The following is a 25,058-nucleotide window of genomic DNA, read 5'->3' as shown; positions in this document are numbered from 1 at the left end:
CTCTCTGCTGGGCCACCCCACGTCAGTGGAGGGTGGCGACGTGACTGGCCAACGAGGGGGCACGGTGTGAGGTTACGCACGGGTAGCCGACCGGACGGCATACGCCATCGCCCACGGGGTGGGTGGACGCCTCGTCCCGCGCCCGTCCGGCGGGGGTGCCCGGGCGTCCTAGAATCGGTGGGTGACTGCCTATCTCGACCATGCGGCGACCACGCCGATGCTCCCCGCCGCCCTCGCGGCGATGACGGAGCAGCTGGCGGTCGTGGGCAACGCCTCGTCCCTGCACCGCACGGGTCGCGCCGCTCGCCGGGCCGTCGAGGAGTCGCGCGAGCGGATCGCCCGCTGCCTCGGTGCGCGACCCTCAGAGATCGTCTTCACCTCGGGCGGCACGGAGTCGGACAACCTCGCCGTCAAGGGCACCTACTGGGCTCGCCGAGACCGCGACCCTGCTCGCGTCCGCCTCCTCGTCGGCGCGACGGAGCACCACGCCGTGCTCGACTGCGTCGACTTCCTCGTCGCGCACGAGGGCGCCAAGGTCACCTGGCTCGAGTGCACCCCCGACGGGGTCGTCGAGCCCGCGACCGTGCGCGCCGCCATCGAGTCCGACCCCGACTCGGTCGCCCTCGTCTCGGTGATGTGGGCCAACAACGAGGTCGGGGCCGTCCAGGACGTCCGTGCCATCGCCGACGTGGCGCACGAGTTCGGGGTGCCGTTCCACACCGACGCCGTGCAGGCGGCCGGGCACGTGGCCGTCGACTTCGAGGCGAGCGGCGCCGACCTCATGTCGGTGACCGCGCACAAGCTCGGCGGCCCCATCGGCGTCGGCGCCCTCGTGCTGCGTCGTGACGCGAGGCTCGTCCCGCTGACGCACGGTGGCGGACAGGAGCGGCAGGTGCGCTCCGGCACCCTCGACACCCCGGCCATCGTCGGCTTCGCCACCGCGCTCACCGAGGCCACGGCCTCGATCGAGGCCGAGTCGGCCCGGCTCGTCGCCCTGCGCGACGACCTCATCGAGCGCGCCATGGCGATCTCCCCTGACATCAGGCCGTCCGGCGTCTGGCACCGCGGCGACGGCGTGAGCCGGCTCCCCGGCAACGTGCACCTGCTCGTGCCCGGGTGCGACGGTGACTCCCTGCTCTACCTGCTCGACGCTGCCGGCGTCTCCTGCTCGACGGGTTCGGCGTGCCAGGCCGGCGTGCCGCAGCCCAGCCACGTGCTGCTCGCGATGGGGGTTGCCGAGAGCGACGCCCGGGGCGCTCTGCGCCTGACGCTCGGGCACACCTCGACCCAGGCCGACGTCGACACGTTCGTCGACGCGCTGCCCGCTGCCATCGAGCGTGCGCGCCGCGCGCGGGAGGCGACCGCGTCGTGAGGGTCGTGGCGGCGATGAGCGGTGGCGTCGACTCGGCGGTCGCGGCCGCCCGCATGCTCGACGCCGGCCACGAGGTCGTCGGCGTCCACCTCGCCCTGAGCCAGAGCGCGGCGACGCTGCGCGAGTCGGCGCGCGGCTGCTGCACCATCGAGGACGCCGGAGACGCGCGTCGGGTGGCCGACGTGCTCGGGATCCCCTTCTACGTCTGGGACATGGCGGCCCGCTTCAAGCGCGACGTCGTCGACGACTTCCGCGCCGAGTACGCCGCCGGGCGCACGCCCAACCCGTGCCTGCGCTGCAACGAGAAGATCAAGTTCGCCGCGCTGCTCGACAAGGCCCTGGCGCTCGGCTTCGACGCGGTCGCGACGGGCCACTACGCCCAGGTCGTCGAGGCCGAGGACGGGCACGGGGGAGTGCGGCGCGAGCTGCACCGCGCCGTCGACGCGGCGAAGGACCAGAGCTACGTCCTCGGCGTCCTCGACGCCGACCAGCTGGCCCGGTCGTTCTTCCCGCTCGGGGACACGACGAAGCCGCACATCCGCGAGGAGGCGGCCGAGCGCGGCTTCTTCATCGCCAAGAAGCCCGACAGCCACGACATCTGCTTCATCGCCGACGGCGACACCCGCGGCTGGCTGACGCGCGAGCTCGGCGAGGCCCCCGGAGACATCGTCGACACGTCCGGTGAGGTCGTCGGGCACCACGCTGGAGCCTTCGCCTACACGGTCGGGCAGCGGCGTGGGCTCGGGCTCTCGCGTCCCGCCGCCGACGGCGAGCCGCGCTACGTCGTCGAGGTGCGTCCCGAGACCAACCAGGTGGTCGTCGGCGCCGCCGACCTGCTGGGCGTCAACGCGATCACCGGCGACCACGCCCGGTGGTGCGGCCCGGCGCCCGAGGGCGTCGTGCACGTCGGCGCGCAGGTGCGCGCGCACGGCGAGGAGTACGCGGCGACGGCGTGGGCCGATGGTGACCGCGTCGAGGTGCGGCTCGAGGGCCGGGTGCGGGGTGTGGCCCCGGGACAGTCTGTCGTGCTCTACGAGGGGACGCGCGTCGTCGGCTCGGCCACCATCGCCGCGTCCCGGCTCGAGCGCGCCTCCGTCGACTGACCCGAGCGAGTCCCCACGATGTCGATCGAGAGTGTCGCCGCGTCGACGGTGACCACCGATGTGCTCGTCGAGGCGTGGAACGCCGCGTATGCCGGATACTTCGTCGACGTGTCCCGTGACGCCACGAGACTGCGGGCGCACGTCGAGGCAGGGTCGATCGACCTCCTCCGGTCCGTCGTCCTGCTCGACGGCGGTCGACCGGTCGCCCTCTCGCTCTTGGGTGCTCGTCCTCCGGGCGCCGCCGAGGACGAGCCGGGGGAGCGTGGCTGGATCGGTGGCTTCGGTGTCGCCGCGACCCACCGCGGGCAGGGTGTCGCCGGCCGACTCATCGACGAGCAGCTCGACGTCGCGCGGCGGTCCGGCGTGCGGTCCGTGGGCCTCGAGGTGCTGACGCAGAACTGGGCGAGGCGCGTCTACGAGCGCGCCGGCTTCACGGTGCGCCGCCGGCTGCTCGTGCTCTCGGGCCGGCTGGAGGCGACACCGACACCGACCCGGCCCGGCGATCCGGGTTGGGCTCGCACGTCTCGCGCCACGGACGACGAGGCGTGTGTCCGCGGGATGGCCGCGGTCACGGGCGGCTTGCGGGCACCGTGGGGCCGGGAACCGGCTCACCTGGTCCTCGATCCGGCGCTCCTCGTCCTGTCGACCGGGACGGGGAGCGGGACGGCGCCGCGGGCGCGCGACGAGGCGGACGGCATACTCCTGCTGCGACCGTCACCGGGGTGCGTCGCGGTGCTGGCCGCGGCCGCCCGCGACGACACGGCCGCACGTCGGCTGGCCGCGGCCCTGGCGCGGGAGTACGCCGGGGCGACGTGCCGGCTCGTCAACGAGCCCGAGGGCTCACCGCTCGTGGCCGCGCTCGAAGCGGTGGGCCTGGGAGCGGAGCTCGCGCAGCACGAGATGCGGGTGGAGCTCAGTCCAGCGAACGGGTCCACGTGACGGTGCGGGCACGCGGGCGGAAGCCCATCGCGCGGTAGAGGCGCTGCGGACCCGGATAGCCGTCGTCACCGCGCGGGCTCACCTGTGCGACGACGCCGCCCACCTCGGCCAGCCGGTGCAGGGCGGCGAGCGTGACGGCGCGGGCGAGCCCACGTCCGCGGTGCTCGGGCGCGCACCCGACCGGCTCGACGAGACCCGCACCCTGGGCCGGGTCGAGCCACACGAGCGCCGAGGCCACCATGGTGCCGTCGGCGTCGACGGCGACCCAGTCGAGGTCGTGGCGGTAGGGCCACGCGGCCATGACCTGCTCGTAGGCCCGCTCGTCGACCTTCGAGGGCCCGAAGTCGGACCACGAGGCAGCGTGGACCGCCGCGCGCGAGCGGGCCTCGTGCGGCTCGACGTGGCGGAAGCGGTAGCCCGGCACGGTTGGTGCCGGAGGGAGGTCGACGAGGTCGAGCAGGTGGTGCGTGAAGAAGGGCTCGTCCGGCTGCGGCTCGAATCCTGCTGCGGCGAGGGCCTGTTCGGCCACATCCCCCTCCATGACGAGTGCCGACTGCATCTCGGCGTCGCTCACCTCCTCGAACCAGTCGATGACCTCCGCGGCGACGTCGGGCCGCGTGGGGTCGACCTGGAGCTCGAGCCAGTCCGGACCCTCGGCCCAGCCGAAGCCGACCACCTCGCCGCCGTCGGTCCAGAGGGCGATGGCCTCGCCGTCGTCCAGACCCATGGGGTCGACCGGCCGGTAGTAGCGGCTCCACGCCAGCTGACCGGGATGGAAGCGGCTCGACGGCGACCACAGCCGAGAGGCGAGGTGCTGCATCGCCCGCAGGTCAGCGGGTCCGGAGAAGTCGCGGCGCTGCACCCGCGCCACGGTACTGCCTCGACCGACGTTCCCGCCGGCGCCGCGGCGCCGACCGACCTGTCGGGCCGGCAGAGCTGTGGCCGAGCCGTGGCCGAGCCGTGACCACATCGGTGTCGCGATGCGACCGCGGGCGGCGGGGTGGCCTGCACACTGTGTCGATGGGACGTGCACGGGGGAGGGTCGCGGCACTCGTCGCGTGTGTCGGCGTGGTGGTCGCCTCGTCCGGGTGCGGGAGTCCCGCCGACCCGGCGCTCGCGGCACCGACCGACGTCGCAAGCCAGGCCTCCTGCCTCCGGCTCGACGCCCACCTCACGCCGCGGTGGCAGGGTGGCTTCATGATGAGTGCCGAGGCGGCCGCCGTCGGTGAGGAGCTGCACGCCAGCGCGTCGGCCCACCCTGACGAGGCGACCGGGACCGCGGTGTGCTCCGACGGGTCGGGCTCCGAGATCTACCTGTCCCCGGCCCGGGGCGACGCGCGCACGCAGGCCGAGGCCCTGGCGCGCCGACATCCCGGCCTCGTCCACGTCGCCGAGGTGCCGCACTCCCTCACCGAGCAGCTGGCCGCCATGGATGCGCTCGCCCACCTGCAGTCCACCGAGCCGCGCCTGCACGGTTGGGGTCCCCGTGAGTTCACCGGCGGCCTGCTGCTCATGGTCACGCCGACCCGGAGCACGGCCGAGGACATCTCGCTGCAGCGTGGCGACGACGTCGCCCAGGTGCGCGCGCAGGTCGCCGCCGCAGTGGGAGCCGACTACCCGTTGATCTTCGAGCCTGCCGGGAGCAACGCGGTCGACCAGTAGGGCGAGGAGTGCGACCCGTCGCGCCGAGGGCCCCCGGCCCGTCGTGCCGAGGGCCCCGGCCCGCGCCGCCAGCCGTCCGCCTAGGCTGGCGCGGTGACTCTCGCTACCGGCATCGGCTCCTGGCCCGGCACCTCGGTGCGCGACGCGGTGCGGCAGGTGCGCGAGATCCTCGACGGCCACGTGCCCTACCTGCCCGAGCTGCCGGCACGAGGCCCGGGCGCCGACATGGTCGGGCGCACGGCGGGCCTGCTCGTCGAGCTGCCCGTCGATCTCCAGCCCATCGGCTGGCGCCTCGTCGACCGCCCGGGACGTGACGCGTCGCGCACGGCGGCGATGCTCCGCGAGGACCTCGACGAGCTCGCCGAGGCCTTCGACGGGCACACCGGGCCGCTCAAGCTCCAGGTCGTCGGACCGTGGACCCTCGCCGCCAACGTGTGGCTCTCGCGCGGCGAGCGCGTCATCGTCGACGAGGGCGCCAGCCGTGACCTCGTCGAGTCGCTCGCCGAGGGCGTACGCCTCCACGTGGCCGCCGTGCGCAGCCTCGTCCCCGGTGCGCAGGTCGTGCTCCAGGTGGACGAGCCCAGCCTGCCCACCGTGCTCGCCGGCCGGCTGCCGACCTCGTCGGGATTCGGCCGTCTGCCGAGCCTCGACCCCCAGGTGGCCGCGGCCGGTCTGACGACGGTGCTCCGGGCACACGACGGCGAGACGGTCGTGCACTGCTGTGCGGCGAACCCGCCGCTGCCCCTGCTGCGCGCCACCCGTCCGAGCGCGCTGTCGCTCGACACCTCCCTGCTGCGCCCCCGCGAGTGGGAGGGGGTCGCGGTCGCGGTGGAGGACGGCATACGCCTCCATGCCGGCGTCGTGCCCACCGACGGGAGCCGGACGCGACCGCAGGACCTGGCTGCCGACGTCGTCGAGGCCTGGACACGGACCGGCCTGCCGCTCCGTGCGCTCGCGGACGTCAGCGTGACGCCGGCCTGCGGCCTGGCCACGGTCTCACCCGATGTCGCGAGGGCCGTGCAGCAGGCGGCCGTGGAGACCGCCCGCGAGCTCGAGGAGCGCAGCGCCGGCTGAGCGGCTCCCGAGCACGCCAGAGGCCGGCCACCCCGAAGGGTGACCGGCCTCGTGAGTCTCAGTGAGTCTTCGTGGATCAGGTCAGAGCGCGGAGCCCGACGTCCACTTGGCCCAGCTGAGGTTCCAGTCGGCGTAGCCGTTGCCCATCGTCATCGGACGGCTGGTGCCCGTCGTCTCGACGACGTCGCCGATCTGCATCTGGCTGTAGAGCCACTTGCCGTTGGCGTCGCTCATGCCGGTGCACCCGTGGCTGACGTTGCGGTGGCCCTGGTCGGCCACCGACCACGGAGCGGTGTGCAGGAACTCGCCGGAGTTCGTGACGCGCATGGCGTACTTGACCGGCGTGTCCTCGTAGTAGCCCGTGTCGCCCTTCTTGAGGCCGATGGTCTCGGCGCGCATCGTGATGTTGGTCTGCTTGTCCATGATGACCTTGACGCCCGAGCGGGTGATGAAGCCGGGCTGGCCACCGGTGACCGGGATGCGCCGGGCCCACTTGCCGTTGATGAAGACGTCCATCTGGTGGGTCTTGAGGTTGACCTTGGCGACGACGGCGCGGCCGACGGTGAAGTCGGAGGTCCGGCTCATCTGGCCGTAGCGGTTGCCGCCGGCGGGCACGCCGTTGAGGTCGGCCTCGACGTGCACCTTGGTGCCGGCCTTCCAGTACGTCTTGGGACGCCAGTGCGCCTCGCGCGAGCTCAGCCAGTACCAGGACCCGGCCTGGGCCGGGGTCGAGGTCACCTTCATGTGCTTCTCGAAGGCGGCCTTGTCGACGACCGGCAGGTCGAAGCGGACGACGACCGGCATGCCGATGCCGACGGTGCCGCCGTCACGCGGGGAGACGGCGACGTAGATCTGGTCGTCGAGCGTGAGGTTCGCGGTGCGGAAGGTCTGTGTCGACTCGGTGGTCTTGCCGTCGGCGTCCTCGGCCTCGAGGTCGAGGGTGTACTTGACGCCGGGCTCGAGCAGGTCGCCCGCGGTCCACGTGCCGCCCTCGAGGGTGCCGTCGACCGGGACGCGGTTGCCCTTCTTGCTCTTGTACGAGAGCGAGGCCTTCTTGAGGGTCCCCTTCTCGGCCGAGGCGGTGACCCGCGTGTCGACCGAGACGTCCTCGGAGTCGTCGTCCGGGTTCGTCTTGAAGACCACCGGGTCGGTGGTCGGCGTGGGAGCCGGCGACGACGTCTCGTCGGACGGGGCCGACGAGGAGCTCGCGGGCTTGCCGTTGTCGGCCGTGGCGGTTGCATTGCAGGCCGTGACGCCGAGCATGGCCAGGACGGCCATCCCCGAGACTGCGGCGGAACGGATGCTCAACTTCACGCGTGAATACCCTTCGCAGACGTGACGCCGGGCGGCCCAGGGCGGGACGGGGTGCGGCACGTCGATAGTGACCCTGCTCCAGTGTCACCGATTCGGGTCAATACTCCAAAACGTACGGCGAGTCCAAACCTCGCGTGTCGCAGCGGCGCACGGCGGCGTCAGGAGACGTTCTGGGGGCGCACCTCGCGACGCAGGATCTTGCCCGTCGGCCCCTTCGGCAGCTCGTCGAGCGACCAGATGCGGCGGGGGTACTTGTAGGCCGCCAGGCGCTCCTTGACGTAGCTCTGCACGTCCTCGAGGGTCGTCGTCGTGCCGGGGCGCAGCACGACGGCGGCACCGACCTCCTCGCCCATGAGGTCGTCGGGCACGCCCACGACCGCGGCCTCAAGCACGTCCGGGTGGGTGTAGAGCACCTCCTCCACCTCGCGCGGGTAGACGTTCATGCCGCCGCGGATGATCATGTCCTTCTTGCGGTCGACGATCGTGTAGTAGCCCTCGTCGTCGACGGTGGCGAGGTCGCCGGAGCGGAACCACCCGTCGGGGATGGCCTCCTTCGTGGCCTCGGGCCGGTTCCAGTAGCCCTTCATGATGTTATCGCCGCGGATCGCGATCTCGCCGATCTCGCCGGCGGGGGTGTCGTTGCCCTCGAGGTCGACGAGCTTCATCTCGCAGCCCGGGATGGCCCGGCCGATCGTGCCCGGCTTCGTCGGCTTGTCGGGCATGTTGAACGAGGCGACGGGCGAGGTCTCGGACAGGCCGTAGCCCTCGAGGATCTGACAGTGGAACTTCTCCTCGAAAGCCTTCATGACGGCCTCGGGCATCGCCGAGCCGCCCGAGGCGCACGTGCGCAGGCTGCTCGTGTCGGCCTGGTCGGCGTTCGGGTGGTTGAGGATCGCGGCATACATCGTCGGGACGCCCTGGAAGATCGTCACGTGGTCGCGCCCGAGGACCTCGATGGCCTTGGCCGGGTCGAAGCGGGGGATGAGCGTCAGGGTGCACCCGCGCTGGACCGAGGTGTTGAGGCCGCACGTGAGGCCGAAGACGTGGAAGAGGGGCAGGCAGCCCATGATCACGTCGTCCTCGGTGATCTGCATGATGTCGGTGGCGGAGCGCTCGGCGTTGCGGTGGAGGTTGAAGTGCGTCAGCTCGGCGCCTTTGGGCTTGCCGGTGGTCCCGCTCGTGTAGAGGATCACCGCGGTGTCGTCGTCGGCGCGCTCGACCGGCTCGAGCACCGGCGCGCCGGCCGTCTCGGACGCGTCGAACTGACCCTCGGCCGGACCCATCGGGCCGCACACGACGAGGCGGGTCCCGGTCTCGGCGGCCGCCTTGCCGGCCTCGTCGGCGAAGTCGGGCCACACGAAGCTGAAGCGGGCGCCGCTGTCCTCGTAGAAGTACTGGATCTCGCCGGACTTGAGCAGCGGGTTCATCGGCACGACCACGCCGCCGGCGAGCAGGGTGCCGTAGAAGGCGACGGGGTATGCCGGCACGTTGGGGAGGATGAGTGACACGCGGTCGCCGGGCTCGAGTCCCGCCGCGCGCAGCTGCCCGGCGACGGCCGCAGCCGCACGGTGCAGCGCCGACCACGACAGCTCGATCTGGTCGAGCTTGATGCCCACCTTGTCGGGGACGCGGGCCGCGGTGGCGGTGAGGTTGGCGGCGAGGTTGGTCATCTCTGCTCCTTCGCAGGGGGCGGGCGCTCGGGCTCGCGCCCATTGTTACTGCTGGGTCGCCCCGTGAACAGTCCCGCTGCCACGTGAGGAGCGTCATCGGTCGGTGACCGTCGGAGCAGGCTGGCAGGATGAGCGCGTGAGCGAGAGCACCGGCCCCACGCCCGTCACCGACGACGTCCCGACCGAGGTCCACCAGGAGTGGGCCGAGCTCGCCGAGCAGGCCGCCGCGGCCCAGTTCGCCTACCACGTCAAGGACGCGCCGACCATCAGTGACGGCGAGTACGACGCCCTGATCCGGCGGCTCAACGCCATCGAGGACGAGCACCCGTCGCTGCGCACGCCCGAGAGCCCGACGCAGAACGTCGGCGGCGCGTCGTTCGCGACCGGCTTCGAGACCGTCGACCACGTCGAGCGGATGCTCAGCCTCGACAACGCCTTCTCCTTCGAGGAGCTGCAGACGTGGGCCGAGCGCGTCGAGCGCGAGGTCGGTGACGGCGCCCACTTCCTCACGGAGCTGAAGATCGACGGCCTGGCCATCAACCTGCTCTACGAGAAGGGGCGCCTCGTGCGTGCCCTGACCCGCGGTGACGGCCGCACCGGCGAGGACGTCACCAACAACGTGCGCACCATCGAGGGCATCCCCGAGCGTCTGGCGGGCGACGACGTGCCAGACCTCGTCGAGATCCGCGGCGAGGTGTTCTTCCCGACGGCGGCGTTCGCCGATCTCAACGCGGGCCTCGTCGAGGCGGGCAAGGCACCGTTCGCCAACCCACGCAACGCCGCCGCGGGCTCCCTGCGCCAGAAGGACCCCAAGGTCACGGCCACCCGGCCACTGCGCATGCTCGTGCACGGCATCGGCGCGCGCCGCGGCTTCGACATCGAGCGCCAGAGCGAGGGGTATGCCGCCCTCCGCGCCTGGGGGCTGCCGACGTCCGACGAGGTGCGCGTCCTGCCCGACATCGCCGCGGTGCAGGAGTTCGTGACCTACCACGGGGAGCACCGGCACGACCGCTCGCACGAGATCGACGGGATCGTCGTCAAGGTCGACGAGGTGCCCCTGCAGCGCCAGCTCGGGGCCACGTCGCGGGCGCCGCGCTGGGCCATCGCCTTCAAGTACCCGCCCGAGGAGGTCAACACCAGGCTCCTCGACATCCGCGTCAACGTCGGGCGCACCGGCCGGGTGACCCCGTACGGCGTCATGGAGCCCGTCGTCGTCGCCGGGTCCACGGTCGAGAACGCGACGCTCCACAACGCGTACGAGGTCGAGCGCAAGGGCGTGCTCATCGGCGACACCGTCGTGCTGCGCAAGGCGGGCGACGTCATCCCCGAGATCGTCGGTCCCGTCGTCGACCTGCGCGACGGCACCGAGCGCGCCTTCGTCATGCCGAGCGAGTGCCCCGCCTGCGGCACGCCCCTCGCCCCCGAGAAGGAGGGCGACAAGGACATCCGCTGCCCCAACACCCGGTCGTGCCCTAGCCAGCTGCGCGAGCGGGTCTTCGCCCTCGCCGCCCGTGGCGGGCTCGACATCGAGGCGCTCGGCTGGGAGGGCTCCATCGCGCTGCTCGAGTCGGGGATCATCACCGACGAGGGCGACCTCTTCGCCCCACCCGACGGCAGCCCCCACGCGGGGGAGTACGGCATCACCCGCCAGAAGCTCGCACGGGTCCCGCTCTACACGCGGGCCGCGAAGAAGAGCGACCCCGACGAGAGCGTCGTCGACGGGCGCGTGCTCTCAGCCGGTGGCGACAAGCTGCTCGCCGAGCTCGAGAAGGCCAAGAGCCAGCCGCTCTGGCGGGTCGTCGTGGCCCTCTCGATCCGGCACGTCGGACCCACCGCGGCGCGCGCGCTGGCCGCGCACTTCGGCTCGATGGACGCGATCCGCGCCGCGTCGACCGAGGAGCTCGCGCAGGCCGAGGGGGTCGGCGGCGTCATCGCCGAGGCCGTCACGGCCTGGTTCGAGGTCGACTGGCACCAGGAGATCGTGCGCAAGTGGGCCGACGCCGGGGTGCGGATGGCCGACGAGGTCGACGAGTCCGTCGAGCGGACGCTCGAGGGCAAGACCGTCGTCGTCACCGGCTCGCTCGAGGGCTTCTCCCGCGACGAGACGAAGGAGGCCATCATCAGCCGCGGTGGCAAGGCCTCCGGCTCGGTCTCGAAGAAGACCGACTTCGTCGTCATCGGCGCCAACGCCGGGTCCAAGGCGGCCAAGGCCGAGGAGCTCGGCCTGACGATCCTCGACGAGGACGGATTCCGCCGGCTCCTCGAGACGGGCTCGCCCGAGTGACCGTGCCCGTCGAGGGCACGTGCGACGGGGCGATCCGGTAGTCCCGGCGCGGCGGTCGGTCTGGCACGACCGGACCACGCGCTCATGTGTCGCGAGCCCACAGAACCGTGTCAGGTGTGTGGGTCCCCACCGTCCTTTCGGCGAGCCGCCCTCCTAGGCTTTGGCGAAGTTTCCCAGACTTAGGAGTCCACGCCCGCCGGTCACGCCCGACCGGCACGGTCGGACACCTCGCTCACACGAGCGCGACGCACGAGGAGGTGCAGGTCTTGACGGGTACCCCGTTGCTCGAGACCAGGGCCCTGACCAAGGAGTTCCGCGGTTTCCGGGCCGTCTCGGAGGTCGACCTGACCGTCACCCGCGGCACGGTCCACGCCCTCGTCGGACCCAACGGAGCGGGCAAGACCACGCTCTTCAACCTGCTCACCGGCTTCCTGTCCCCGACGTCCGGCACCGTGCTCTTCGACGGCCAGGACATCACCGGCCGGGCCCCCGAGCAGATCGCGCCGCTCGGCATCGCACGCTCCTTCCAGATCACAAGCCTCTTCGAGGCGATGACCCTGCGCGAGCACCTCGAGCTCGCGCTGGCCAGCCCGACCGGCATGGGCAAGCAGTGGTGGCGCTCGGTCACACGCATGGCCACCTTCAAGGACCGCGCCATGGAGCTGCTCGACCAGGTCGGGCTCGCCGACCGTGCGGGAGCCCCGGCCTCGTCTCTGGCCTACGGCCAGAAGCGCGCGCTCGAGCTGGCGATCGCCATGGCCCTCGACCCCAAGCTGCTGCTCCTTGACGAGCCGACCGCCGGCATGGGCATCGAGGACGTCGACCGCACCATCGCCCTCGTCAAGCAGCTCGCCGAAGGCCGCACCGTCGTCTTCGTCGACCACAACATGCACGTCGTCGGATCGCTCGCCGACCGCGTCACCGTGCTCCAGTCGGGGCAGGTGCTCGCGGAGGGACCCTACGAGCAGGTGCGCGCCGACGAGCGGGTCATCACGGCATACCTCGGAGCAGCCCATGAGTGACGACACGACCGGCACGACGACCACGGAGCACACGGCCCCCGACGGCGCGGTGACCCCGGTGAGCCCGGTGAGCCCGGCGACCCTGGGGTCCCCAGTGACCCCAGGGGCCGGACCCGCCGAGCGCGGCGCGGCACGCATGCTCGAGGTGGCCGGGCTCTCCGCCTGGTACGGCGAGGCCCGTGTCCTCACCGACGTCGGCATCGACGTGGCCCCCGGCGAGGTCGTGACCCTCGTGGGGCGCAACGGCGCCGGCAAGACCACCCTGCTGCGCTCGGTCATGGGTCTGCACCGGCAGATCGAGGGCACGATCACGCTCGACGGGGTCGACCTCGCCCAGCGGTCGGCCGACGCCCGCGCCCGGGCCGGGATCGGCTGGGTGCCCGACGACCGCGGCATCTACGCGAGCCTCACCGTCGCCGAGAACCTCCTGCTGCCGCCGGTCGTCCACGCGGACGCGTGGCCCCTCGAGCGGGTCTACGAGTTCTTCCCCGTGCTCCACGAGCGCCGTGACTTCCCCGGCACCAAGCTGTCCGGCGGCGAGCAGCAGATGCTCGCCATGGCCCGCGTGCTGCGGATGGGCTCGCGGCTGCTGCTGCTCGACGAGCCGAGCGAGGGGCTGGCCCCGGTCATCGTCCAGCGCATCGGCGAGATCATCCGCGAGATCAAGGGCCAGGGCGTCGGCGTCCTCCTCGTCGAGCAGAACGTCACGTTCGCCTCGACGGTCGCGGACCGGCACTACCTGCTCGCACAGGGCAAGGTCGTCGAGCACCTCGGCAACGACGACTTCAGGGCCCGCGAGGGAGAGCTGCTCACCTACCTCGGGATGTAGCCCGAGCCACGGCCCGGCCACAGCACGCGCCGGGCGCACCACGCCACCATCACGACGCCCTCGCGTCATCCCGTCACACCGCCCCACCCCGTCACACACCCGTCACATCTCGTCACAACCCCAGGAGGGGACATGCGTAGCAGGACAGTCCAGGGCACCGTCGCCATCGCGGCGACCGCGTCGCTCGCGCTCGCCGCGTGCGGAGGGGCCGGCGGCCCCCAGTCCGGCGGCTCGAGCAAGCTCACCGACGACAAGGTCGTCATCGGCCTGCTCAACGACCAGTCGGGGGTCTACAAGGACCTGTCCGGTCCGAACAGCAAGGTCGCCATCGAGATGGCGATCGAGGACTACAAGGCCAAGTACGGCGAGAAGGCCGTCGCCAAGGACATCGAGGTCGTCACGGCCGACCACCAGAACAAGGCCGACATCGCCAACTCCAAGGCTCAGGAGATGTACGACCGCCAGAAGGCCGACATCATCCTCGACGTGCCGAATTCGGCCGCGGCGCTCGCCGTCGCCACGCAGGCCAAGAACAAGAAGAAGCTCTACATCAACATCGGCGCTGGCACGACGGCGCTGACCGGAGCGAGCTGCAACAAGTACACCTTCCACTGGGCGTACAACACGGCCGTCCTCGCCCGTGGCACCGCCGGCACGATCACCAAGGAGGGCGGGACGAGCTGGAACATCGTCTACCCCGACTACGCCTTCGGCCAGGACATGAACAAGTCGTTCAGCGCCGAGGTCACCAAGAACGGCGGCACCGTCGGCCAGTCGATCGCCTCGCCGTTCCCGAGCGACAACTTCGCCACCTTCATCACCAAGGCCGGCGAGGGCAGCCCCAAGGTCATCGGCTCGATGCACGCCGGCGGCGACCTCATCAACTTCGTCAAGCAGTTCAACCAGAGCTCGCTCAAGGGCAAGTCCCAGCTCGCGGTCGGCCTGATGTTCATCACCGACATCCACTCGCTCGGTGTCGACCAGTTCGCCGGCACGCAGTTCACGGACGCCTGGTACTGGAACTTCGACGCCGAGAACAAGAAGTGGGCCGACCGCTTCAAGGAGAAGACGAACACCCGTCCGTCCTTCGCCCACGCCGCGAACTACTCGGCCGCGATGAACTACCTCGAGGCCGTCCAGGAGGCCGGCACCGACGACGCCGACGCCATCGTCGGCAAGCTCGAGGGCAAGAAGATCAACGACGTCTTCCTGCGCAACGGCGAGGTCCGCAAGGCTGACCACGCCGTCATCCACGACGTCTACCTCGCCAAGGTCAAGTCCTCCGCCCCGGAGGAGTGGGACTACGAGGACATCGAGAAGACGATCCCGGCCGCCGAGGCGTACGGCGAGGCCAACGCCGCCTGCTCGATGAGCTGATCCACAGGGGAGTATGCCGTCCGGTGGCGTCCACGAGGACGCGCCGGACGGCATACGGCACAGCGCGACTGCCGAGGCAGCCGCACCCAGCCCGATCGACCGCGAACCGAGCGAGAGACATGAGCGAATTCATCCAGTACACCCTCCAGGGGCTCGCCGCCGGCGGCTTCTACGCCCTGTCCGCGCTGGGCCTCGCCGTCATCTTCGGCGTCCTCGGGGTCGTCAACTTCTCCCACGGCGCCTGCTACATGCTCGGCGCCGTCCTCTCAGCCGTGCTGCTCGCCGAGCTCAACGTCGGCTTCTGGGCGGCGCTCGTCATCGTGCCGGTCCTCATGTTCGGCTTCGGCGTGCTCATGGAGCGACTGCTCGTGCGCTGGCTGCTCGAGCTCGACCCGCTCTACAACTTCCTGCTCACGTTCGGCCTGACCCTGGTGATCGTCGAGGCGGTCAAGCAGCGCTACGGCGTCTCGGGGCTGCCCTACCAGGTGCCGGCCGGACTCGGCGGCCAGGTCTCGGTCGGGTCGGTGAACCTCTCGGTCTATGCGATCTTCGCCTGTCTCTTCTCCGTCGTCGTGTGCGTCGCCGTCGGTCTGCTCCTGACGAAGACGCGGATCGGCATGATCGTGCGCGCCGCGACCGAGGCTCCCGACCGCACCCGGGCCCTCGGCATCAACGTCGGCCTCTGGGTCACGCCCGTCTTCGGCTTCGGCATCGCGCTCGCGGGTCTCGCCGGTGTGCTCGCCGCGCCGACCCGCGCCATCACCGCCGAGATGGGGAGCAACTTCATCATCATCCTCTTCGCCGTCGTCGTCATCGGCGGACTCGGATCCATCCTCGGGGCGGTGGTCGCGGGCTTCCTCGTCGGACTCGTCGAGGCCTACGGCATCGCCTACGCCCCCACGTACGCCCAGATCGTCATCTTCGTGCTGATGGCGCTCGTCGTTCTCGTCCGGCCCTCGGGGCTCTTCGGACGGGAGGAGGTCGCATGAGCGAGCAGATGACCGCCAAGGTCGACGTCGACCTGGCCCAGCCCTCGATCCTGTCGCGGCGCAACCCGCTGCGCTACGTCATGCTCCTGGCCGGCCTCGCCGTGCTCGTGATGCTGCCGTACTGGATCTACCCGCCCGTCGCGATGGACATCCTGTGCTGGGGCCTCTTCGCGATCAGCGTCGACCTGCTCCTCGGCTTCACGGGCCTGCTCAGCTTCGGCCACGCCGCGTTCTGGGGCGGCTCGGCCTACTGCACGGGCCTCATCGCGACGCACTGGGGCGTGCCGTTCCCGGTCGCGGTCATCGGCGGTGCGGTCTTCGCGATGCTCATCGCGTGGCCGATCGGCTACCTCTCGGTCCGACGCACCGGCATCTACTTCGCGATGGTCACCCTGGCCTTCGCCCAGATGCTCTACTTCATCGCCAACCAGGCCCGTGACCTCACGGGCGGCGAGAACGGCCTGCAGGGCATCCCGAGGAACTTCTTCGGCATCGAGGCCGTCGAGACCGACCCGTTCTACTTCTACTACGTGGGCGCGGCGATGATCCTCGTCGGGATCCTGCTCGCCTGGCGGGTCGTCAACTCACCCTTCGGCCGGGTCCTGACGGCGGTGCGCGACAACCCCGCCCGCGCCCGTGCCCTCGGCTACGACGTCGAGCGCTACAAGATCACCGCGTTCATCATCTCGGCCGGGCTGGCCGGCCTCGCCGGCGGCGTCTTCGCGGTGAGCCACCAGTTCGCGTCGCTCCAGGAGCTGATGTGGACGACGTCGGGCAAGGTCGTGCTCATCACGGTCCTCGGTGGCATCGGCACGCTGTGGGGTGGCCTCGTCGGTGCCGGCGTCGTCGTGACGCTCGAGGACTACCTCGCGAGCTCGGGTTTCGAGGGCATCGGCCTCATCACCGGCACGATCTTCGTCGTCATCGTCCTGCTCTTCCGGCACGGCATCTGGGGGACCGCGCGCAACGTCCTGCGTCGCTCCGTCCTCGAGCGGCGCGGCAGACGACGCGACTGAGCGTCAGTCCTCCAGCAGTCCCCGAAGGACGCGCCGGACCATGTCGCGGAAGACGTCGTCGGGCTCGCCGGCTGCCTCGGGCCGCAGGGCCGCGAGGTGTGGGAGGTGTCCCTCGCTGACGAGACGGGCGACGTATGCCGCCTGGCCCCGAGCGCGCGCCGGGTCCTGGTCGCCGTGGCGGGACCGGGCGTACGCCGTCGTGAGGGCGTTGAGCGTCGCGTAGGCGACGAGCTTGCGGCCGTCCGGGGACGGATGCTGGTCGAGCACGGTGAGCACGTGCTCGGTCAGCGCGAGTCCGTGCGGGCCGACGACGGGTGTGCCTGTCACGTCGCCGAGCCAGTGGTGGCGCCGGTGGATGGCGAGGCCCTGCACGGCGATGTCGATGAGGTCGGTGAGCCAGTCTCCCGAGGGCGGGTCGAGGCGGTACTCGGCCGCGACGTGGTCGACCATGAGGTCGAGCAGCTCGTCGCGGCCCGTGACGTGACGGTAGAGCGCGCCCCCACCGGTGCCGAGCTCCGCGGCGACGGTGCGCATTGTCACCGCGGTCAGGCCGTGCGCGTCCCCGACCCGCACGGCGGCCGACGTCAGCGCCTCACGGGTCAGCCTGGCCGGTCGTCCCACGGGGGAGTGGTCGGGCCGCATCCAGATGACGTCGTCGCCGGCCGGGCGACTCTGGGGCGCCGTCGCGTCGATGGCGGCTTCCGACGGCGTCACGAGCCCATCCGCCGCAGCCAGTCCCTCAGTGGCGCGGTGCCGTCCTCGTGCGTGAGCGCGTTGCTGACCCTCGACGCGCCACCACGCAGACTCGCCGACGTTGCCGCCTCGGTCATGCGCGATGCCAGGGCGTCGGCAGTCACGCGCTTCATCGGGACCGGCTCGGTGCCCGCCGAGAGGGCCACGAGGCGGCGCGCCCAGAAAGGCTGGTCGGTGTGCATGGGCAGCGTCACCGAGGGCACGCCGGCACGCAGGGCGGCCGCCGTGACACCCGCGCCGCCCTGGTGCACGACCGCGGCCGCCCGCGGGAACAGCCAGGCATGGGGCACGTCGCCGGTGTGGAGCACGTGGTCCGCTCCCACCTCGTCCGCCAGCCGCCGCGCGACGGGCTCGAGGGCGTCGCCCTGGAGCAGGACGCGCAGGCCCGTCAGGCGCACGGCCCCGGCGACGGCCTCGGCGACGGCGCCTCCCGGAGGGAGGCTGCCGAGAGTGACGACGACGGGCGGTGGTCCCGATGCCAGCGCCCCGTCCAGCGCCTGATCCGGTGCCCAGTCGGCCGTGGTGGCGGGCGGCCACCAGAACCCGTCGAGGCTGAGCCGATCCGGCCAGTCGCTTGGGCGCGGCAGGACGACGCGGCTGATGCCGTGGTGCACCGGAAGCCCTGCCGTGCGCCGGCGCCGCTGGGCGTGAGCGCGGCTCTCCGGGGGCATGCCGAGCTCGGAGCGCACCCTGGCGCAGGCGGGGTCGTAGGGCGTCCGCACCCGCTCGGCGACCCGTCCTGCCCACCGGTTCGCGGGGCCCAGGTCGCGCCAGCTGGCGATCATCGGCGGATAGGCCGCGCTCGGCTCGGCCGGTTGGAGGAGCGCGGCCGCGGAGGGCACCCCGAGGTGCTCGGCGATGTCGTGCCCGTACGGCGAGATGGCGTTCGTCAGCACCACGTCGGATCCGGGCGAGGCTGCCAGCGCGGCTGTGGCGGCGGCGTCCATGTAGGCCCGCAGCACCGTGAGGTAGGCGGTCACGCCTGACCCGCGGCGACTCTCGGCGCCGTCGGCTGACGGAGCGACGGGCGGCGACATCGGCGCGTCGAAGCCGACGTGGGCGCACCCTGCTTCCCGGACGAGCGGGGCGTACTCCGTGCCCGCGACGACGGTCACCTCATGGCCGTCGGCGATGAACGACCGGGCGAGTCCGGCCACCGGAGCGACGTCGCCGCGGGTGCCGGGGGCGAGCATGAGGACCTTCACGACGACTCCTTTGCGAACAGTGTTAGCAAACGGAGCGTAGCGCACCCCGGCCGCAGACCGGCGCGGTCGACGGTCGGGTCGGCGGCCGTCAGGGTGTGAGGATCCGGCGGGCGACGCGCCCCACGACGAGCCACGCCACGGCGCCGAGTCCCCAGTTGGTGATGGCGTTCTTGACCGTGGCGCCGTCGCCGGTGAACTGCTTGATGCCCGCGGTGCGGCTGAAGACGCCGAGGTCGGCCCAGTCGGCGGCGCGCAGGACGGCTGCCACGAGGGCGTTGCGCGTGTTGGCGTCCAGCACGACGAGGACGGCTCCGAGCAGGAGCGCCGTGGCCGCGAGGAGGCAGGCGAACCAGACGATCTCGCCGAGCAGGGTGCGCAGCCGCTTGATCCCGGCGCCGGTGAGCGTCACGGCCGTGCGGGCTCCGGCCCGCACGTCGGGGGAGCGACGTGCCGGGACGGGCGACTCCGCCTTGGCCGCCGCCCGGTCGGCGGGCGCCTCGGGGGTCGGGGCAGCGTCCGTGGGCTCGGGCCTCGTGGCGGGCCTCGTGGCGGGGCTCGTCGCGGGGCTCGTCGCGGCAGTCGAGGCGGCGTCGGTCGTCTCGGGCGTCGTGGTGGTCGGGCTGGCCGGGCTCGTCATCGAGGGCTCTCCTTGGGTGGTTCGTGGATCCGATGTGGTCAACGAGCGACCCCGGCGGCAGGACACGCCCGCCACCCCACGACTTCGCGGAACGCAGCACGCGCGGTGACGGCCCCGGGCTCCGGGACGCGTGGTCCGGGCCCGAGGGGCTGCCCCATAGACTGGCCCGCATGTCATCCCTGTCCCGCGACGACGTAGCCCACCTGGCCGGCCTCGCCCGGATCGAGCTCTCGGACGCCGAGCTCGACCGCATGGTCGGTGAGCTCGGAGTCATCCTCGAGTCCGTGGCCAAGGTCCAGCAGGCACCGACCGACGGCGTCGCCCCGATGTCGCACCCGATGCCGCTGACCAACGTGACCCGACCCGACGTGGTGCGTCCGAGCCTCGGCGCCGAGGCCGTGCTCGCCGGCGCGCCCGAGGCAGAGCAGCAGCGCTTCTCGGTGCCGCGCATCCTCGACGAGGACTGAGCGACCCCGAAGCCCGCGTATGCCGCCCTGCCGGGCACCCGGCATACGCCCGCCCGTGACGGGCACCACGAAACCTCCTGTCGCAGCTACGAACCGAAGGCACTGACGTGACCGACCTGCCAACTGACCTGACGAGGGCCACCGCCGCCGGCCTGGCCGACGCGCTCGCGAGCGGGGCCATCAGCTCCGTCGAGGTGACCCAGGCGCACCTCGACCGGATCGCGGCCGTCGACGGCCAGGTGCACTCCTACCTCCACGTCGACACCGAGGGCGCCCTCGCGGCGGCCCGGGCCGTCGACGACCGACGTCGTGGCGGCGAGAGCCTCGGTGCACTCGCCGGCGTGCCGATCGCCGTCAAGGACGTCATGACGACCAAGGGCGTGCCGACGACGGCGGGCAGCAGGATCCTCGAGGGCTGGGTGCCGCCCTACGACGCGACGGTCGTCACGAAGCTGCGCGAGGCCGGCCTGCCGATCCTCGGCAAGACGAACATGGACGAGTTCGCCATGGGCTCCTCGACCGAGCACTCGGCCTACGGCCCGTCGCACAACCCCTGGGACCTCGAGCGGATCCCCGGCGGCTCGGGCGGCGGCTCGAGCTCGGTACTCGCCTCGTTCCAGGCGCCGCTCGCGACCGGCACCGACACCGGCGGCTCGATCCGTCAGCCCGCGGCCGTGACGGCGACCGTCGGCACCAAGCCGACCTACGGCGGCGTCTCGCGCTACGGCCTCATCGCCCTCGCGAGCTCGCTCGACCAGGCCGGCCCCTGTGGTCGAACGGTGCTCGACACCGCCCTGCTCCACGCCGTCATGGGTGGTCACGACCCGATGGACTCGACCTCGATCGACGCGCCGGTCCCGCCGGTCGTCGAGGCGGCCCGCGCCGCCAGCGTCAAGGGCATGCGCATCGGCGTCGTCAAGGAGCTCGGCGGCGAGGGCTACCAGCCCGGCGTGCGCGCCCGCTTCGACGAGTCCGTCGCCCTGCTCGAGGAGCTCGGGGCCGAGGTCGTCGAGGTGAGTTGCCCGAACTTCGAGTACGCCCTCGCGGCCTACTACCTCATCCTCCCGAGCGAGGCGTCGAGCAACCTCGCCAAGTTCGACGCCATGCGCTACGGCATGCGGGTGCTGCCGGAGGGCGTCGACGCCCCGAGCGCCGAGCAGGTCATGGCCGCGACGCGTGACGCCGGCTTCGGGCCTGAGGTCAAGCGCCGCATCATCCTCGGCACGTACGCCCTCAGCTCCGGCTACTACGACGCGTACTACGGCTCGGCCCAGAAGGTCCGCGCGCTCATCGCGCAGGACTTCGACAACGCGTACGCCACGGTCGACGTGCTCGTCAGCCCGACGGCGCCGACGACGGCGTTCAAGCTCGGCGACAAGCTCGAGGACCCGATGGCCATGTACCTCAACGACATCGCCACCATCCCGGCCAACCTCGCGGGCGTCCCCGGCATGTCGATCCCGTCGGGTCTCGCCGACGAGGACGGCCTGCCCGCGGGCATCCAGATCCTCGCGCCGGCCACCAAGGACGAGCGCCTCTACTCCGTGGGCGCCGCCCTCGAGGCCGCGCTCGTCGACCGCTGGGGCGGTCCGATCCTCGACCGCGCGCCCGAGCTGGGCGGCGCCGCTGCTGCGAAGGGAGCCTGACATGACCACCGTTGCGACCGACGCCGTCATGGATTACGACGAGGCCATGACGAAGTTCGACCCGGTCATGGGCCTCGAGGTCCACGTCGAGCTGCACACGGCCACGAAGATGTTCTGCGGCTGCCCGACGGAGTTCGGCGCCGAGCCCAACTCGCAGGTCTGCCCGGTGTGCCTCGGTCTCCCGGGGGCGCTGCCCGTCGTCAACGAGAAGGCCGTCGAGTCGGCCATCCGCATCGGCCTCGCGCTCAACTGCGAGATCGCCGAGTGGTGCCGCTTCGCCCGGAAGAACTACTTCTACCCGGACATGCCGAAGAACTTCCAGACGTCGCAGTACGACGAGCCGATCGCCTTCGAGGGCCACCTCGACGTCGAGCTCGAGGACGGCAGCACCTACCGCGTCGAGATCGAGCGCGCGCACATGGAGGAGGACACCGGCAAGTCGCTGCACATCGGCGGCGCGACCGGTCGCATCCACGGCGCCGACCACTCGCTCGTCGACTACAACCGGGCCGGCATCCCGCTCATCGAGATCGTCACCAAGCCCATGGTCGGGGCGGGGGAGCGCGCTCCCGAGGTCGCCAAGGCATACGTCTCGGCGCTGCGCGACCTGCTGCGCGCCCTCGACGTCAGCGACGTCAAGATGGAGCAGGGCTCGATGCGCTGCGACGCCAACGTGTCGCTGCGCCCGCGCGTCGGTGACCCGCTCGACGAGGCGCAGCTCGCCGTGCCGCTCGGCACCCGCACCGAGACGAAGAACGTCAACTCGCTCCGCTCCGTCGAGCGGGCCGTGCGCTACGAGATCTCGCGCCACGCGGCGATCCTCGACGGCGGTGGCTCGATCCTCCAGGAGACCCGCCACTGGCACGAGGACACCGGCATCACGACGTCGGGTCGCGTCAAGTCCGACGCCGAGGACTACCGCTACTTCCCCGAGCCCGACCTCGTGCCCGTCGCTCCGACGCGCGAGACCGTCGAGGCGCTGCGCGGCACGCTGCCCGAGCCTCCCGGACAGCGCCGCAAGCGGCTCCAGTCCGACTGGGGCTACAGCGATCTCGAGATGCGCGACGTCGTCAACGCCGGCGCGGTCGAGCTCATCGAGGAGACCGTGGCCGCCGGCGCCAGCGCGGCCGCGGCGAAGAAGTGGTGGCTGGGTGAGCCGTCACGGCGCGCCAACGCCGAGGGCCAGGACATCGTCACGTATGCCGCCGGGCTGGGCCTGACGCCCGCGCACATCGCCGAGCTCGACGGGCTCGTCGCCGCGGGCCGCCTCAACGACTCGATGGCGCGCCAGGTGCTCGACGGCGTGCTCGCCGGCGAGGGCACGCCGACGGCCGTGGCCGACGCCCGTGGGCTCGAGCTCGTCCAGGACGACGGTGCGCTCGAGGCGGCCGTCGACAAGGTCATCGCGGCCAACCCCGACGTCGCGGCCAAGATCCGCGACGGCAAGGTCGCGGCTGCAGGAGCCCTCATCGGCCAGGTCATGAAGGAGATGAAGGGCCAGGCCGACGCCGGCAAGGCCCGCGAGCTCATCCTCGCCAAGCTCGTGTAAAGCCCCGCTCCAACCGTCGAAAGGCCACATTCCGGTCGGTCCCAGGGGTCCGTGACCTCGGGAAGTCCCCGGAATGTGGCCTTTCGACGGTGCGCTGCGGCGAGGCAGCGGGAGTGCGGTCAGTGCGGTCAGCGCCTGCCGCCGCCGAGGAGACCGCCGAGCAGTCCGCCGAGGATGTCACTGGCGCCGCCGCTGCCTCCTGACGAGCCGGAGCCGCCGCCGAGCACCTGGCCGAGGATGTCCTGGAGCGGGTTCGAGCCGCCGGAGGCCGCGCCCGTAGACGTCGAGCTGCCCGGCGCCTGCACGGGCCCGCTGTCGGCACCGACCCCGCCGGGGAAGAGGGGGCCGCCGTCGGTCGACCCGGGGCCGGAGGTTCCGGTGGCGCCCGTGGAGTCCGAGCCGCCCCCGAGCATCCCGCCGAGACCGCCCTGGCCCATCTTGTTGGCGAGCCACGACATGACGATCGGGGCGAGGATCGGCAGGAGCTTCTGCACGAGACCGCCGGTCGAGCCTCCCAGGCCGCCGAGCTGGTTCACGACCTGGTCCGTGCTGCCGCCGAAGATGTTGCCGACGATGGCGCGCCCGTCCTGCTCGTCGACGTCGCCGAGGCCGTTGATCGTGCCCTGGTGGTCGGACAGCGCCGTCAGCAGGGAGTCGGCGCCGGCCGGGTCGGAGGCGTTGGCCTGGAGCCCGCCGAGGAGGGCGGGCAGCGCGTTCTCGGCAGCCTGGCGGACCTCGTCGCTCCCGACCCCGAGCTGGCCAGCCAGCTCGTCGATCGGTACCTGGTCGAGTATCTCGTCGTACGAACCCATGGGTGCCCCTCCTGCTCGTGGGTGGCGCCGGTGCCGACCCCTGACCGTCAGGCTAGCCACGTCCGGCTTCCGGTGGCAGGCCCGCGCGTCGCGGGTCCGCGCGTCGCGGGTCCGCGGGCCACCGGTCGGAGGGGCGAGGCTCAGGCGGCCCCGACCGCGGACAGCGGCAGCGAGATGAGCCGGTCGGCGCCGTCGTTGTTGCTCGTCGTGATCCACGCCCGGTTGCCAACGAAGCGGATGTCGCGGATGCGGCCGTAGGTGCCCTGGAGGTGGCGGGTCGGCGTGCCGGCGGAGCCATCGGCGTTGACCGGCACACGCCACACCGACTGCCCGCGCAGCGCAGCCATGTAGACGGCACCGTCGGGACCCACCGCGATGCCGCTCGGTGACATGTCGGAGGTCGGCCACTCGGCGACCGGGTCGACGTAGTCGGGGTCGCCGGCCCGGCCCTCGACCTCGGGCCACCCGTAGTTCTTGCCGGGCTCGATGAGGTTGAGCTCGTCGAAGGTGTTCTGCCCAAACTCACTGGCCCACAGGCGCTTCCGGCTGTCCCAGGCGAGGCCCTGGACGTTGCGGTGGCCGTAGGACCAGATCGGCGACCCGCCGAACGGGTTGCCGGGGGCCGGGTCGCCGTCCGGCGTGATGCGCAGGATCTTGCCGCCGAGCGAGTCGAGGTTCTGCGACAGGGAGGTGTCACCGGCCTCGCCCGTGCCGACGTAGAGGAAGCCGTCGGGCCCGAAGGCGATGCGGCCGCCGTTGTGGTTCCGACCGCGGGGGATGCCCGAGAAGATGACGACCGGCTCGCCGATCGTCCCGTCGCGCCACGGGACGGCAGCGATGCGGTTGTCGCTCTCGGTCGAGTAGTACGCGTAGAAGACGGGGTCGGCGTCGAAGTCCTCGGGCACGGCGAGCCCGAGCAGGCCGCCCTCTCCTTCGGTGCGCGTGATCGGCAGCCTGCCGGCGACCGTCGCCTTTGCGCCGGACCCGGGCTTGGGCACGTGGTGGATCCGGCCGGTGTTGCGCTCGCTGACGAGGGCGCTCCCGTCGGGCAGGACGGCCACCGACCAGGCGATGTCGATCCCGCCGAGCAGGGTCACCGGTCCCGCCGGCTGCGCGGCCGGTGGGCGCGTCGTGGTCGTGGGGACCGCCGACGTCGAGGTGCTCTCCGGCGTCGCGTCCGTGCCCGGGCTCGTCGACGTCGTCGTCCCGGCACCCGTCGTGGGGGCGGAGGGCTCGGCCGTCGAGCACGCGGCCGTGACCAGGGCGACGAGGACACTACCCACGAGGGCGCGGCCGATCGGTCGGGAGGTGTGCGGCATACCTCATTGTGTCCCACGT

At 71.9% G+C, this 25,058-nt stretch carries 22 protein-coding genes; 14 read left to right on the top strand and 8 right to left on the bottom strand.

Features of this window, described 5'->3' with window-relative positions:
• Positions 1-181 precede the first annotated feature (181 nt).
• Genes ACSSS0_RS03780 through ACSSS0_RS03770 form a run of 3 tightly spaced genes read left to right on the top strand, consistent with a single transcriptional unit; the run spans position 182 to position 3,414 of the window.
• Positions 182-1,372: a cysteine desulfurase family protein gene (locus tag ACSSS0_RS03780; protein ID WP_020142892.1), complete on the top strand. Its 1,191-nt coding sequence runs from the start codon at positions 182-184 to the stop codon at positions 1,370-1,372.
• Positions 1,369-2,475 carry a tRNA 2-thiouridine(34) synthase MnmA gene (gene mnmA / locus ACSSS0_RS03775; protein ID WP_487230119.1) on the top strand — a complete coding sequence of 369 codons (1,107 nt, stop codon included), beginning with the start codon at positions 1,369-1,371 and terminating at the stop codon, positions 2,473-2,475. Before ACSSS0_RS03780 ends, mnmA begins: the two co-directional genes overlap by 4 nt.
• Before the next feature lie 18 nt (positions 2,476-2,493).
• The gene (locus ACSSS0_RS03770; RefSeq protein WP_487230118.1) at positions 2,494-3,414 is read left to right on the top strand and encodes a GNAT family N-acetyltransferase; all 921 of its coding nucleotides are present in this window, start codon (positions 2,494-2,496) and stop codon (positions 3,412-3,414) included.
• Here the strand turns inward: ACSSS0_RS03770 and ACSSS0_RS03765 are convergent.
• The gene (locus ACSSS0_RS03765; protein WP_487230117.1) at positions 3,389-4,276 is read right to left on the bottom strand and encodes a GNAT family N-acetyltransferase; all 888 of its coding nucleotides are present in this window, start codon (positions 4,274-4,276) and stop codon (positions 3,389-3,391) included. The two genes, ACSSS0_RS03770 and ACSSS0_RS03765, sit on opposite strands and share 26 nt — an antisense overlap.
• A 158-nt stretch (positions 4,277-4,434) precedes the next feature.
• Here ACSSS0_RS03765 and ACSSS0_RS03760 point away from each other — a divergent pair, with 158 nt between their 5' ends.
• Both ACSSS0_RS03760 and ACSSS0_RS03755 read left to right on the top strand, forming a co-directional pair.
• Positions 4,435-5,076 (top strand): hypothetical protein, encoded by a 642-nt coding sequence (locus tag ACSSS0_RS03760; protein WP_487230116.1) that lies wholly within the window; start codon positions 4,435-4,437, stop codon positions 5,074-5,076.
• 93 nt (positions 5,077-5,169) lie between these two features.
• Complete coding sequence (locus ACSSS0_RS03755; protein WP_487230115.1) at positions 5,170-6,150, top strand: uroporphyrinogen decarboxylase/cobalamine-independent methonine synthase family protein; 981 nt, start codon at positions 5,170-5,172, stop codon at positions 6,148-6,150.
• A gap of 81 nt (positions 6,151-6,231) precedes the next feature.
• Here the strand turns inward: ACSSS0_RS03755 and ACSSS0_RS03750 are convergent, their stop codons facing one another.
• Together ACSSS0_RS03750 and ACSSS0_RS03745 are read right to left on the bottom strand one after the other, a co-directional pair.
• Positions 6,232-7,464: a L,D-transpeptidase gene (locus ACSSS0_RS03750; protein WP_487230114.1), complete on the bottom strand. Its 1,233-nt coding sequence runs from the start codon at positions 7,462-7,464 to the stop codon at positions 6,232-6,234.
• Between the two features lie 158 nt (positions 7,465-7,622).
• Positions 7,623-9,134, bottom strand: coding sequence for a long-chain-fatty-acid--CoA ligase (locus tag ACSSS0_RS03745; RefSeq protein ID WP_487230113.1), 1,512 nt, complete (start codon positions 9,132-9,134; stop codon positions 7,623-7,625).
• Between the two features lie 136 nt (positions 9,135-9,270).
• Between ACSSS0_RS03745 and ligA the strand changes: the two genes are divergently transcribed.
• The 6 genes from ligA to ACSSS0_RS03715 all read left to right on the top strand — a co-directional run bounded on the left by ligA (position 9,271) and on the right by ACSSS0_RS03715 (position 16,651).
• Entirely contained in the window at positions 9,271-11,418 is a 2,148-nt protein-coding gene (ligA, locus tag ACSSS0_RS03740; protein ID WP_487230112.1) for an NAD-dependent DNA ligase LigA, read from the top strand.
• 257 nt (positions 11,419-11,675) lie between these two features.
• A complete protein-coding gene (locus tag ACSSS0_RS03735; RefSeq protein WP_487230111.1) occupies positions 11,676-12,440 on the top strand; it encodes an ABC transporter ATP-binding protein in 765 nt (254 codons plus the stop codon).
• Positions 12,433-13,269, top strand: coding sequence for an ABC transporter ATP-binding protein (locus ACSSS0_RS03730; protein WP_487230110.1), 837 nt, complete (start codon positions 12,433-12,435; stop codon positions 13,267-13,269). The genes ACSSS0_RS03735 and ACSSS0_RS03730 overlap by 8 nt, the downstream gene beginning before the upstream one ends.
• 132 nt (positions 13,270-13,401) lie before the next feature.
• Positions 13,402-14,646 carry an ABC transporter substrate-binding protein gene (locus ACSSS0_RS03725; RefSeq protein WP_487230109.1) on the top strand — a complete coding sequence of 415 codons (1,245 nt, stop codon included), beginning with the start codon at positions 13,402-13,404 and terminating at the stop codon, positions 14,644-14,646.
• 119 nt (positions 14,647-14,765) lie between these two features.
• Positions 14,766-15,635 carry a branched-chain amino acid ABC transporter permease gene (locus tag ACSSS0_RS03720; protein ID WP_487230108.1) on the top strand — a complete coding sequence of 290 codons (870 nt, stop codon included), beginning with the start codon at positions 14,766-14,768 and terminating at the stop codon, positions 15,633-15,635.
• On the top strand, positions 15,632-16,651 hold the full coding sequence (locus tag ACSSS0_RS03715) for a branched-chain amino acid ABC transporter permease (protein WP_487230107.1): 1,020 nt from the start codon (positions 15,632-15,634) through the stop codon (positions 16,649-16,651). Before ACSSS0_RS03720 ends, ACSSS0_RS03715 begins: the two co-directional genes overlap by 4 nt.
• 3 nt (positions 16,652-16,654) lie before the next feature.
• Here ACSSS0_RS03715 and ACSSS0_RS03710 read toward each other — a convergent pair whose 3' ends face one another.
• The 3 genes from ACSSS0_RS03710 to ACSSS0_RS03700 form a co-directional block, all read right to left on the bottom strand.
• A complete protein-coding gene (locus tag ACSSS0_RS03710; protein ID WP_487230106.1) occupies positions 16,655-17,365 on the bottom strand; it encodes a TetR/AcrR family transcriptional regulator in 711 nt (236 codons plus the stop codon).
• Positions 17,362-18,609, bottom strand: coding sequence for a glycosyltransferase (locus tag ACSSS0_RS03705; RefSeq protein WP_487230105.1), 1,248 nt, complete (start codon positions 18,607-18,609; stop codon positions 17,362-17,364). The genes ACSSS0_RS03710 and ACSSS0_RS03705 overlap by 4 nt, the downstream gene beginning before the upstream one ends.
• Positions 18,610-18,697: 88 nt before the next feature.
• The gene (locus ACSSS0_RS03700) at positions 18,698-19,246 is read right to left on the bottom strand and encodes a hypothetical protein (protein ID WP_487230104.1); all 549 of its coding nucleotides are present in this window, start codon (positions 19,244-19,246) and stop codon (positions 18,698-18,700) included.
• 170 nt (positions 19,247-19,416) lie between these two features.
• Here ACSSS0_RS03700 and gatC point away from each other — a divergent pair, with 170 nt between their 5' ends.
• The 3 genes from gatC to gatB all read left to right on the top strand — a co-directional run bounded on the left by gatC (position 19,417) and on the right by gatB (position 22,908).
• Entirely contained in the window at positions 19,417-19,713 is a 297-nt protein-coding gene (gene gatC / locus ACSSS0_RS03695; RefSeq protein WP_256792555.1) for an Asp-tRNA(Asn)/Glu-tRNA(Gln) amidotransferase subunit GatC, read from the top strand.
• Between the two features lie 116 nt (positions 19,714-19,829).
• Positions 19,830-21,359, top strand: a complete 1,530-nt coding sequence (gene gatA / locus ACSSS0_RS03690; protein ID WP_435987827.1) for an Asp-tRNA(Asn)/Glu-tRNA(Gln) amidotransferase subunit GatA — start codon at positions 19,830-19,832, stop codon at positions 21,357-21,359.
• 1 nt (position 21,360) lies between these two features.
• Complete coding sequence (gene gatB, locus ACSSS0_RS03685; protein WP_487230103.1) at positions 21,361-22,908, top strand: Asp-tRNA(Asn)/Glu-tRNA(Gln) amidotransferase subunit GatB; 1,548 nt, start codon at positions 21,361-21,363, stop codon at positions 22,906-22,908.
• Positions 22,909-23,036: 128 nt separating this feature from the next.
• On the opposite strand, the gene ACSSS0_RS03680 is transcribed toward gatB, so the two are convergent.
• Positions 23,037-23,720, bottom strand: coding sequence for a DUF937 domain-containing protein (locus tag ACSSS0_RS03680; RefSeq protein WP_487230102.1), 684 nt, complete (start codon positions 23,718-23,720; stop codon positions 23,037-23,039).
• 140 nt (positions 23,721-23,860) lie between these two features.
• Positions 23,861-25,039: a PQQ-dependent sugar dehydrogenase gene (locus ACSSS0_RS03675; RefSeq protein WP_487230101.1), complete on the bottom strand. Its 1,179-nt coding sequence runs from the start codon at positions 25,037-25,039 to the stop codon at positions 23,861-23,863.
• Positions 25,040-25,058: the final 19 nt, after the last annotated feature.

It is taken from the genome of Terrabacter sp. R4-6, from assembly GCF_057529065.1.
This window is presented reverse-complemented; position numbering and strand designations above follow the sequence as displayed.